A 10,104-nucleotide genomic window follows, 5' to 3' on the forward strand; every position below is an offset into this window, starting at 1 on the left:
CATTAGTCCTGCCGCCGCCGCTGCGCCTCGCGGCTCTTGTCCAAGGCGGCCTTCAGCCAGCGCGCGAACGGCTCGGCCGGCTCCGCCCGCTCCAGCTCAGCGCCCTCCGGCCGCGGCATCTTGTTGAGCAGATTGACTTGCTGCGGCGTCACGCCCAGCACCAGCCACTCGCCCTCCAGCTCGACGATCACCACCCGCTCCTTCTGGCCGACCATGGCGCCGCCGACGACGCGGACGCGGCCCGAGCCGCCCAGCATGCCGCCCGACAGGCGTTTGAACAGCCAGGCCACGCCGACGATGGCGCCCAGCACCACCGCCAAGCCCAGGATCACCTGCAACAGGCTGACGAACGGAGACGGCGCGGCCGCCGGCGCGGGAGCGGCGGCCGTCGCCGCCCACAGCGGCGAAGACGCCGCAAAGCAAAGTGCGCCTCGCAGCGCCAGGCGCACTTTCACGAGTTTGACCATGTCCATTATTTCTGCAGCCGCCGTATGCGTTCGGCCGGGGTGATGATGTCGGTCAGGCGGATGCCGAATTTGTCGTTGACCACCACCACTTCGCCCTGGGCGATCAGGCAGCCGTTGACCAGCACATCCATCGGCTCGCCGGCCATGCCGTCCAGCTCCACCACCGAGCCCTGCGCCAGCTGCAGCAGGTTCCGGATCGCGATCTTGGTGCGCCCCAGCTCAACGGTCAGCTGGACCGGAATGTCCAGAATCATGTCCAGATTGGGCGGACCGCCGGCCACAGCCCCGGCGCCGATTTCCTGGAACAGGCCCTGGGCCGGCACCGCCTCGGCCTCCGCCGGAGATGCGCTCTCGACGGTCTCCTGCTCCGCCATCGCGGCGGCCCAGTCGTCCATCGACACTTCCTCTTCGGCGCCGGCCGCGCCGCCCTGCAATTCTTCTTCGCTCATTGCTCATGCTCTCCGGGGGACTCCAGAAACTCGTTGGTCCCCGCCAGTATCTTTTCCACCTTCAGCGCGTATCGGCCCTGCACGGTGCCGTAGCTGGCCTCGAACACCGGGATGCCGGACACGTCGGCCTCCACCCGCTCCGGTATTTCTATCATCACCACATCGCCGTTCTTCAGGTTCAGTATCTGCCCCAGCGTCACCTTGGCATGCGCCAGGCTGGCCACCAGTTCCACCTCGGCGGCCTGCACCTGGTGGGTCATCAGATTGACCCAGCGGTTGTCCACCTCGGTGCGGTCGGCCTGCATGGTACTGGACAGCAGATCGCGGATCGGCTCCACCATAGAGTACGGCAGGCAGATGTGGAAGTCGCCGCCGCCCGCGCCCAATTCGATATGGAATGTCATCGCCACCACCACTTCGGTGGGCGTGGCGATGTTGGCGAACTGGGTGTTCATCTCCGAGCGCAAGTAAACGAATTCGATCGGATAAACCGGCTCCCAGGCTTTCTGGCATTCGGCGAACACCACTTCCAGCAAGCGATGGATGATGCGCTGCTCGGTCGGGGTGAAATCCCGCCCCTCCACCCGCACGTGGTAGCGGCCATCACTGCCGAACAGATTGTCGACGATCAGGAACACCAGATCGGGATCGAAGATCAACAAGCCGGTTCCACGCATCGGCTTGACGTGGACGAGGTTCAGGTTGGTCGGCACCACCAGATTGCGGATGAATTCGCTGTACTTCTGCACCCGCACCGGACCGACCGAGATTTCCGCGTTGCGCCTCAGAAAGTTGAACAGGCCGATGCGCAAATTGCGCGCGAAGCGTTCGTTGATGATTTCAAGCGTCGGCATCCGGCCGCGCACGATGCGCTCCTGCCGGCCGATGTCATAGCCTCTGACACCCTGGCCATCCTGCCCGCCTTCCTCGTCTTCGTCCTCGCCGGAGACGCCCCGCAGTAGGGCGTCTACCTCTTCCTGGGACAGAATATCGTCGCCCATGGCGCGCCTACTGCTTCTGGATGATGAAGGAAGTGAAGAGGACGCTGTCGACCACGGGCTCCTCGCCCGCGTCCATCGCCTCGTTGATGATCTGTTTGACCTGCGCCTTCAGCTTGACCTTGCCTTCGGCGGTGCTGACCTCGGCCGCGGTCTTGGACGACAGCAGCAGGATCACGGCGCTGCGGACTTTGGGCGCGTAATCGGTGAACTTCTTCTTGGCCTCCTCGTCGCCAAGCTCGGCCTGCATGTCGATCTGCAGCAAACTGCCGTCATTGCCGGCCAGATTGACCACGAAGGTATCCATCTTTTCGAAGATCGGCGGCCCGTCGTGTTTTTTCTTCGGCTTTTCATGAACCTGCTCGGCCTGCGCCCCCGCCGGCTTGTTCATATTGGTGAACATATAGGCAGCCAAGCCCCCTACTGCGCCCAGCACCAAAATCAGCAGAATGATGACGATCAGCATCAGCTTGTTGCCGCCCCCTCCCGCCTTTTTTTCCGCCTTGTCCGCCTTTTTATCATCCGACATAAGTTATGACCTGTTCTTTATGGAGTTCCTAGTGAAATCTTAAACGATTTCCCGGCCATATTTTCCTGTTTTCTCGGCCTGCTGAACAGTGTCAATCTCAAATCGGGTCAAGCAAAGATGCTGAGTATGCCGCGCGCGGTCTTGATCACGCTCAGTGCATCCACGCCTTCGGCCTCTCCGATAATGGGCTGGGAATGCCCTTTCTTCTGTTGGTAAGCTTGTTGCTGCTGGCCGGAATTGCCGCTGGAAACCTGGGAATCGGTCAGCTGGATGCCGCTGGAAGAGAGCATGGAGCTCAGGCGGTGCATATTGTTTTCCAGCGCTTCGCGGGTCGCCGGCACCGCCGCCGTGAACAATACCTGGGCCTGGTCGGTGCCGTTCATTTTCAGCGTCACCTCGATCGGCCCCAACTGCGGCGGATTCAGCTGAATCTGGGCCTTGTCCATTTTCAGGCTGACCATGTTCATCACTTGCTCGCCCAGCGCCTTGCCCCAGTTCGGGTCGGTCAGCGCTTGCGGCAAGGTCAGCTGCGGCATGTTGGCGCTGGCCGCTTGAGCATGGGCGGATGGCTGAGATTGCGCTTGCTGCTGCAATTGCTGCAGCGGCAAAAATTGCGCGTTCGAGGCGTCCGGATCCGGCAATTTTTGCTGACCCTCTTTCCAGTTGAAGTCTTGCTTGGCTGTCGACAACAACAGCGCAGGATCGACCTTGTCCGCCGGTTGCTGGGCCAGCAGATCCTGGGCCGGAGCCTTGATTTCGGTCTGCTGCGGCTGAACCTGCAGCGCCGTCAGCATCGGCATCGCCAATGCGGCCTGCAGGCTGGCGTCGCCTTCATCGCTCTTGGCCGCAGGCTTGTCGTCGGCAGGCTTATCTCCGAGGGAAGCGCCGCCATCCGCGGCGCCCGGCAAGGCCGCGCCCATCATGCCCATCTGGATGCCCAGCAAACTGGCGAACAGATCCCCTGCCGCGCCGCCCCCGGCATTGGCAGCCGAGCCCGCGGCGCCGGCGGAAGCAGCCGGGCCGGTCGTGGTCGCCGGTGTATTCACAATGATGGTCATGACGATGTCTCGACTGAGTAGAACGAGACAAATTAAAGCAAGGAGCGTGCCAAGTCAGGAATCGTGGCCATGGGAACGGTCCCAGAATTGGCGGGTGGCGAATTCATCCGACTGCTTTTGCTGCAGCCTGGCCTCTTTCTGCGCCTCCCGCTCCCGCTCCCGCTGCAACAGCTTCTCGTAGGCCTTGAACTTCTTGTATTCCATCTGCCAGGCCTGGCGCTCCATCACGAAGCGCTGCGCGCAGCGGTCGACATCCTGCTGCTGCTGGATCATCGCCTCGTCCAGCCGGGACAGAAAGCGGCGGAAGTCCTGGTATTGAATGATGGAGATGCTCTGCCCGCCGCCGCTCACCAGCCTCTGCCTGTATTCCTCGCGAAAAGCGTGCAACTGCTCCAGACGCGAGCGGGATTCCGCCAAGCGGTTCTGCGCCATGCCCATCCTCTCCGCCGCCGCCTGCTGGCGCTCGTCGGCGAGATGAATCAATAGCTCGTACTTGCTGGCCGCCATGGATCAGACTCAGGCCATCACGCCGGCCAGCTGCTGGCAGCAAGAGGCATAATCGTGCGACTCGTGCATAGGCTGCATCAGGAAGCTGACCATGGGCAGCTGGCGGCGCATGGCGTCATCCAGCACCGGATCGGAGCCTGAGACGTAAGCGCCGACGCTGATCAGGTCGCGATTGCGCTGATAACGGGAATACAGCTGCTTGAAATGGCGGGCCAGCTCCATCTGCTGCTGCGGCACCACATCCACCATCACCCGGCTGATCGACTGCTCGATGTCTATCGCCGGATAGTGGCCCGCCTCGGCCAGATCGCGCGACAACACGAAGTGGCCGTCCAGAATGGCGCGGGCCGAATCGGCGATCGGGTCCTGCTGGTCGTCGCCTTCGGACAGAACAGTGTAGAAGCCGGTGATGGAGCCGCCCCCCTCCTCGCCGTTGCCGGCGCGCTCGATCAACTGCGGCAGCCGCGCGAATACCGACGGCGGGTAACCCTTGGTCACCGGCGGCTCGCCGATCGCCAGCGCGATCTCGCGCTGCGCCATCGCGTAACGAGTGACCGAATCCATCAGCAGCAGCACATCCAGCCCCTGGCTGCGGAAATACTCGGCCAGCGCGGTAGCGTAAGCTGCGCCGTGCAGCCGCATCAGCGGCGGCATGTCGGCCGGCGCCGCCACCACCACAGAGCGGGCTCGCCCGTCCTCGCCCAGAATGTTCTCGATGAAGTCCTTCACTTCCCGGCCCCGCTCGCCGATCAGCCCCACCACCACCACGTCGGCCTTGGTGAAGCGCGCCATCATGCCCAGCAATACAGACTTGCCGACGCCCGAGCCGGCGAACAGGCCCAGCCGCTGGCCGCGCCCGACGGTCAACAAACCGTTGATCGCGCGCACGCCGACATCCAACACATCGCGCACCGGCGTGCGGTGCAAGGGGTTCATCGGCTGGCTGTACAAGGGAAACCAAGCCTCGGGGTGGATGGGGCCCAGGCCGTCCAGCGGCCGCCCCAGCGAATCCAGCACCCTGCCGAGCAGGCTGGCGCCCACCGGCACCTGGCGGCCGGCCGCGCCATTAGCGGCCTGCGCCGCGCCGACATCACGGCCGTAGCGGGGAGGATTGAAAGACGGCAAGGGAAATACCGGCGTGCCGGGCAGCAAACCATGGACATTGGAGAGCGGCATCAAGAACACTTTGTCGCCGGAGAAGCCCACCACCTCGGCCTCCACCGAGTGGTCGTCCGCCAACACCACGCGGCAGGCGCCGCCCACCGGCAGCTTGATGCCCACCGCCTCCATCACCATGCCGGTGACGCGGACCAGCCGGCCGCATGGCTGCCATAGCCTGGCCGACTCCGCGGCCGCGCCGCAGGACGCCAGCCAGTCGCGCTGACGCTCAATCAGGCTGCCGCTCATCTCCGCCCTCCAGCCCCAGCGCCCGGCTCAGCGCCGCCAGCCGGGTTTCCAGCGCCATATCCAGCCGCACCGAACTGGCGTCGATCACGCAGCCGCCTCGGCGCATCTGCGGATCCTCGACCCACTGCCACGCCGTCTCCGGCGTTTCCTGCTGCAGGAATTCGCGCGCGGCGGCCAGATCGGCCGGATTCACGCGCAGGCGGGCGCTGGCCAGCGTGGACGGCAGCTCCGCCAGCGCCGCCTGCAACAGCGGCAGCAAAACCTGCTCGTCCTGATCTATTTTCTGTTGCACCAGCTTCTGGGCCAGGCCCCAGGCAAGCCGCAGCAAGTCCCGGGAAAGCGCCTGCTCCATCTCGGCCAGCTCGCTGGAAAAACTCGCCCCCATCTCGCTCAGCGCCTGCCAGGCCTGCTCCAGCCTGGGCAGATGCTCGGCGCGCGCGTCCGCCTCGCCCTGCTCCCGACCGGCCTGCAAACCCTGCTCGAAACCTTCCGTCCGCCCCGCCTCCAGGCCGGCCTCATGTCCCGCCTGCCAGGCTTCCTGATGGATGGCCTCCAGCTCGGCGGCGGTGGGGTAGCCCAGCGCCGGGGCCTCGGCTTCCGGCTGGGCTTCCTCAGCCTGCTCGGCCAGCGCTTCGGCTTCCGCCAGCGGAATCGGCGCAGACGGTTCGGACTCGGAGGCCGCGATGCGCTCGGCCAGGCTGGCGCCCGGACGGCGCATCTGCGCCATCGCCACCAATTGGGCCGGGGACAGCGCCTGGGTGAAGCCATCCAGCGATGCCGGGCTCCAGCTGCTCCAGCTCTCCAGGTCCTCGCCGGAAATGATGGGTCCGTTACTCGATGAGGCCTTCATCGCCGCCCTTGCTGCCTAGCACGATCTGGCCATCGTCGGCGAGCTTGCGCACCACCTTGAGGATTTCCTTCTGCTCGGCCTCCACTTCGGACAGCTTGACCGGGCCCTTGGACTCCAGATCGTCGCGCAGCATTTCCGCCGCGCGCTGCGACATATTGCGGAAGATCTTTTCCTTCAGATCGGTGCTGGTGCCTTTCAGCGCGATCACCAGGGAATCGGACTGAACCTCGCGCAGAATCGTCTGGATCGAGCGGTCGTCGATGTCCAGCAGGTTCTCGAACACGAACATCTTGTCCTGGATGCGCTGGGCCAGCTCGGGATCGTACTCGCGGATGAAGCTGAGCGCCGACGCCTCGACGTTGCCGCCCATGAAGTTGAGGATTTCCGCGGTGAGGCCGACGCCGCCGGACGCGCTTTTCTTGATGCGGTCGGAACCCGACAACAGCTGGGTCAGCACATCGTTCAGCTCGCGCAGCGCCTGCGGCTGCACGCCCTCCAGCGTCGCGGTCCGGATCAGCACCTCGTTGCGCATCCGCTCCGGGAAGAAAGCCAGGATGGAGCTGGACAGGTCCGGCTCCAGATGCACCAGGATGGTGGCGATGATCTGCGGGTGCTCGTGGCGGATCAAGTCCGCGGCGGACGACGGGTCCATCCACTTCAGGCTCTCGATGCCGCTGTGATCGTTGCCCTGCATGATCTTGTCCAGCAAGTTGGCGGCTTTGTCCGGCCCCAGCGCCTCGATCAGCACGTTGCGCAGATATTCGTCGGACGCGCCGATGCTGGCGCGGGCGTCGCACTCCTTGCGGAACTCGGCCACCACCTCGTCGATCTGCTCGTAGCTGAGATTGTTGATCGCCGCCATCGCCAGGGAGATCTTCTGCACTTCCTTGGGGCCGAGATACTTGAACACCTCGACCGCCTCGTTCTGGCCGAGACTGAACAGCAGCACGGCGCTTTTGCGTATTCCGTTATCACTCATCGGCGCTTATCCATTCCTTGATGATCTGGGCCGCCATGCGCGGATCAGACTTCACCAGCTCGCGCACGGCTTCCAGATTGCTGCTGTATTGGCGCTTCTGCGCTTCGCGCGGGTCTTCGCCGCCGCCAGCCATCGCGGCGCCCGCGACGCCGGGCTCGCCCTCTTCCCCGGCCACGCCCAGCAAACGCCCCCCGGGCCCCGCCGCGCCGGCGGCGCCGGCCTCGCCCTCCGCGCCTGCAGGCGCCGGCGGCCTGACCAGATCGCGCATGACGGGACGCACCACGCCGAACAGCAAGTAGAGAACCGCGATCGCCAGCAGGCCGTACTTGATCAGGCTGGTGCCGTTGCCGCTGACGTAATCGATCACCCGCTCCTGCATGGTGACGGGCTGGGCATTGTCGGCGAAGGCGGCGTTGACCACGTTCAACGTATCGCCGCGTCCCGTGTTGTAGCCCATCGCCTCCTTCACCAGATTGTTGATCTGCTGAACTTCCTGCGGCGTCAGCGGCGTCGGCTTCATCTCGCCGCTCTTGTCCGGCATCCTGCGGTAATTGACGACCACGGCCGCCGACAGGCGCTTGACCACGCCGGTCGGCACCTTGGTGTGCTGTATGGTCTTGTCGACCTCGTAATTGGTGGTGATGTCGCGCTGCAGCGTGCCGCTGGCGCTGACGCCCAGCCCGGACAGATTGGCGGTGCCCGGCGCGGCACCCGGCGGCAGCGTGATCGGCGCCGACGCCGCGGACGGCGGCTGGTTGGACAAGGCGCCCGGCACGCCGGTGGGGTTTGCCGAGCCGTTGACCAGCTTCTCGCTGATCTGCTGGCTGCGGGTGGCCGAAGGGTTGGGATTGGAGTTGGGCCGATAGGTCTCCGAGGTCTGCTCGGTTTCGGAGAAATCGACGTTGGCCGTCACCTGGGCGCGGGCGTTGCCGTGGCCGAAGATGGGCTCCAGGATATCTTCGATCCGCTTGACGTAGCCTTCCTCGACCTGGCGCACGAAGCCCAGCTGGCGCTGATCCAGGCCGGAGTTATCGTCGGGGCCGGTCTGTTTGGACAGCAGATTGCCGTCCTGGTCGACGATGGTGACGTTCTTCAGCGGCAGGTTCGGCACCGAACTGGAAACCAGATGCAGAATGCCCGCCACTTGGCCGCCATCGAGCATCCGCCCCGGATACAGCTGCAGCATCACCGAAGCGGTGGGCGATTGCTGCTCGCGGACGAACACGCTCTGCTTGGGGGTGGCGATGTGGACGCGGGCGCTCTGCACCGAGGAAACGGCCTCGATGGTGCGGGCTAGCTCGCCCTCGATGGAGCGCTGGTAATTGACCTGCTCGGCGAACTGGCTGATGCCGAACTTCTGATTGTCCATCAGTTCGAAACCGACGCCGCTGGCCTTGGGCAAGCCTTGGGCCGCCAGCTTCAAGCGGACATCGTAGACCTTGTCCGCCGGCACCGACACCACCCCGCCCTCGCCCAGCTGGTAGGGGATGTTCATCTGCTGCAGCGCGGCCGTGACCTGGCCGCCGTCGCGATCGGGCAGATTGGAGAACAGTATCTTGTAGGAAGGCGTGCGGTTGAGGAGCACCGCGCCGACGACGACGGCGAAAATCGCGGCCAGCGCCGTGAGAAATAGGATTTTTCGATTGTTCGGCAGCGCCTTGAAGCGATCACCCGCTTCGTTCAGTCGCGCGCGCCAAACTGGAGTAGCGTTTTCTTCTGCCAGATCAGCCATACGGTGGTTTATGGTTTAGGTCCACCGCCGCCGGGCCGTGGCAAGGCAGCGCTAGACTTGAGTATTCATGATTTCCTGATAGGCGCTGACCAGCTTGTTGCGCGCCTGAACCATCGTCTGGAACGACAGGCTGGCTTTCTGCAGCGACACCATCACGTCCTGCAGATTGACCTCCTTGTTGTCGCCCAGCTGAAACTGCTTCTGCATCTCCTCCGATGTCTGCTGCGCCGAATTGACCTGCTCTATCGTCGATTTGAGCACGTCGGAAAAGTCGACCTGCGGCGTCTGCTGAATCGCCTGCGGCTGCTTGCCGGAAGCCAGCGCCGCCGCGCTTTTCAGTTCGCCCAGCAACTGGTCGATATTATTGACTGACATGGCTACTCCGTGCCACTTCCCTCCGGAACATCTCCACCGGCATCCGCAGCGTCTTCATCACGGTAACGCTGCAATTTATAGCGCAAAGTGCGCTCGCTGATGCCCAGTTTCTCCGCAGCCAGCTTCTTCACGCCGCCGACTGCCGCCAATGTTTCCAGAATATGGCGTTTTTCAAGGGTTTTCATGTCGGTTTCACCCGACACCGAACTGTCCGATTCGGACTCTGCCCGGGTAAACTGCCCCACGCCTGCAATATCGCCCAGCATCAGATCGGCGGCAAGAATTTCCGCCCCGGCGGCAAGAATGACCGCCCGCTGCACGACATTATCCAGTTCGCGGATGTTACCCTCCCAACTATAGGCCGTCAAATGACGTTCCGCATCCTTGGAAAATACCAAAGACGCCCGCGCGGCGGCCTCCCCATGTTTTTTAAGCAGGAATCGTGCCAATGGCAGAATATCCTCCGGCCGCTCGGCGAGCGCCGGTATTCTCAACGGGAAAACATTCAGACGGAAATACAGATCCTCTCTGAAATTCCCGGCCGCCACCGCCGTCTGCAGATCGCGGTTGGACGTGGCCAGCACGCGGATGTCCAGTTTTATCGCGCGGGTGCTGCCTATCCGCTCCACTTCGCGCTCCTGCAGCACCCGCAAAAGCTTGGCCTGCAACGGCAACGGCATCTCGGTCACCTCATCCAGCAGAATGGTACCCGCCTGCGCCTGCTCGAACTTGCCGGGCAGCGCCTGCGCGGCG

General features: G+C 64.0%; 12 protein-coding genes. All 12 read right to left on the reverse strand.

Features of this window, described 5'->3' with window-relative positions:
* Positions 1–2 precede the first annotated feature (2 nt).
* Positions 3–467: a flagellar biosynthetic protein FliO gene (gene fliO, locus ACY3GB_RS06100; RefSeq protein WP_463087967.1), complete on the reverse strand. Its 465-nt coding sequence runs from the start codon at positions 465–467 to the stop codon at positions 3–5.
* A 5-nt stretch (positions 468–472) separates the two neighbouring features.
* Positions 473–916 carry a flagellar motor switch protein FliN gene (gene fliN, locus ACY3GB_RS06105; RefSeq protein ID WP_463087968.1) on the reverse strand — a complete coding sequence of 148 codons (444 nt, stop codon included), beginning with the start codon at positions 914–916 and terminating at the stop codon, positions 473–475.
* A complete protein-coding gene (gene fliM, locus ACY3GB_RS06110) occupies positions 913–1,917 on the reverse strand; it encodes a flagellar motor switch protein FliM (RefSeq protein WP_021477489.1) in 1,005 nt (334 codons plus the stop codon). Before fliM ends, fliN begins: the two co-directional genes overlap by 4 nt.
* Positions 1,918–1,924: 7 nt before the next feature.
* Positions 1,925–2,443, reverse strand: a complete 519-nt coding sequence (locus tag ACY3GB_RS06115; RefSeq protein WP_021477488.1) for a flagellar basal body-associated FliL family protein — start codon at positions 2,441–2,443, stop codon at positions 1,925–1,927.
* 107 nt (positions 2,444–2,550) lie between these two features.
* Entirely contained in the window at positions 2,551–3,501 is a 951-nt protein-coding gene (locus ACY3GB_RS06120) for a flagellar hook-length control protein FliK (protein WP_463087969.1), read from the reverse strand.
* 54 nt (positions 3,502–3,555) lie between these two features.
* The gene (gene fliJ / locus ACY3GB_RS06125) at positions 3,556–4,008 is read right to left on the reverse strand and encodes a flagellar export protein FliJ (protein WP_463087970.1); all 453 of its coding nucleotides are present in this window, start codon (positions 4,006–4,008) and stop codon (positions 3,556–3,558) included.
* A gap of 9 nt (positions 4,009–4,017) precedes the next feature.
* Positions 4,018–5,415, reverse strand: a complete 1,398-nt coding sequence (fliI, locus tag ACY3GB_RS06130) for a flagellar protein export ATPase FliI (RefSeq protein WP_463087971.1) — start codon at positions 5,413–5,415, stop codon at positions 4,018–4,020.
* Positions 5,396–6,265: a FliH/SctL family protein gene (locus ACY3GB_RS06135; RefSeq protein WP_463087972.1), complete on the reverse strand. Its 870-nt coding sequence runs from the start codon at positions 6,263–6,265 to the stop codon at positions 5,396–5,398. The genes fliI and ACY3GB_RS06135 overlap by 20 nt, the downstream gene beginning before the upstream one ends.
* Positions 6,246–7,244, reverse strand: coding sequence for a flagellar motor switch protein FliG (gene fliG / locus ACY3GB_RS06140; RefSeq protein WP_021477483.1), 999 nt, complete (start codon positions 7,242–7,244; stop codon positions 6,246–6,248). The genes ACY3GB_RS06135 and fliG overlap by 20 nt, the downstream gene beginning before the upstream one ends.
* Positions 7,237–8,976 (reverse strand): flagellar basal-body MS-ring/collar protein FliF, encoded by a 1,740-nt coding sequence (gene fliF, locus ACY3GB_RS06145; protein ID WP_463087973.1) that lies wholly within the window; start codon positions 8,974–8,976, stop codon positions 7,237–7,239. Before fliF ends, fliG begins: the two co-directional genes overlap by 8 nt.
* 51 nt (positions 8,977–9,027) lie before the next feature.
* Positions 9,028–9,351, reverse strand: coding sequence for a flagellar hook-basal body complex protein FliE (gene fliE / locus ACY3GB_RS06150; RefSeq protein ID WP_463087974.1), 324 nt, complete (start codon positions 9,349–9,351; stop codon positions 9,028–9,030).
* Positions 9,352–9,353: 2 nt separating this feature from the next.
* Positions 9,354–10,104: sigma 54-interacting transcriptional regulator (locus tag ACY3GB_RS06155; RefSeq protein ID WP_463087975.1), on the reverse strand; the 751-nt coding region annotated here is incomplete at its 5' end.

The sequence above is a fragment of the Chromobacterium sp. Ag138 genome (genome assembly GCF_055181315.1).

What these genes read in the sequence shown, in the direction of transcription:
- fliO (WP_463087967.1), bottom strand. Translation starts at nt 467, where the DNA reads ATGGTCAAACTCGTGAAAGTGCGCCTGGCGCTGCGAGGCGCACTTTGC.
- fliN (WP_463087968.1), bottom strand. Translation starts at nt 916, where the DNA reads ATGAGCGAAGAAGAATTGCAGGGCGGCGCGGCCGGCGCCGAAGAGGAA.
- fliM (WP_021477489.1), bottom strand. Translation starts at nt 1,917, where the DNA reads ATGGGCGACGATATTCTGTCCCAGGAAGAGGTAGACGCCCTACTGCGG.
- ACY3GB_RS06115 (WP_021477488.1), bottom strand. Translation starts at nt 2,443, where the DNA reads ATGTCGGATGATAAAAAGGCGGACAAGGCGGAAAAAAAGGCGGGAGGG.
- ACY3GB_RS06120 (WP_463087969.1), bottom strand. Translation starts at nt 3,501, where the DNA reads ATGACCATCATTGTGAATACACCGGCGACCACGACCGGCCCGGCTGCT.
- fliJ (WP_463087970.1), bottom strand. Translation starts at nt 4,008, where the DNA reads ATGGCGGCCAGCAAGTACGAGCTATTGATTCATCTCGCCGACGAGCGC.
- fliI (WP_463087971.1), bottom strand. Translation starts at nt 5,415, where the DNA reads ATGAGCGGCAGCCTGATTGAGCGTCAGCGCGACTGGCTGGCGTCCTGC.
- ACY3GB_RS06135 (WP_463087972.1), bottom strand. Translation starts at nt 6,265, where the DNA reads ATGAAGGCCTCATCGAGTAACGGACCCATCATTTCCGGCGAGGACCTG.
- fliG (WP_021477483.1), bottom strand. Translation starts at nt 7,244, where the DNA reads ATGAGTGATAACGGAATACGCAAAAGCGCCGTGCTGCTGTTCAGTCTC.
- fliF (WP_463087973.1), bottom strand. Translation starts at nt 8,976, where the DNA reads ATGGCTGATCTGGCAGAAGAAAACGCTACTCCAGTTTGGCGCGCGCGA.
- fliE (WP_463087974.1), bottom strand. Translation starts at nt 9,351, where the DNA reads ATGTCAGTCAATAATATCGACCAGTTGCTGGGCGAACTGAAAAGCGCG.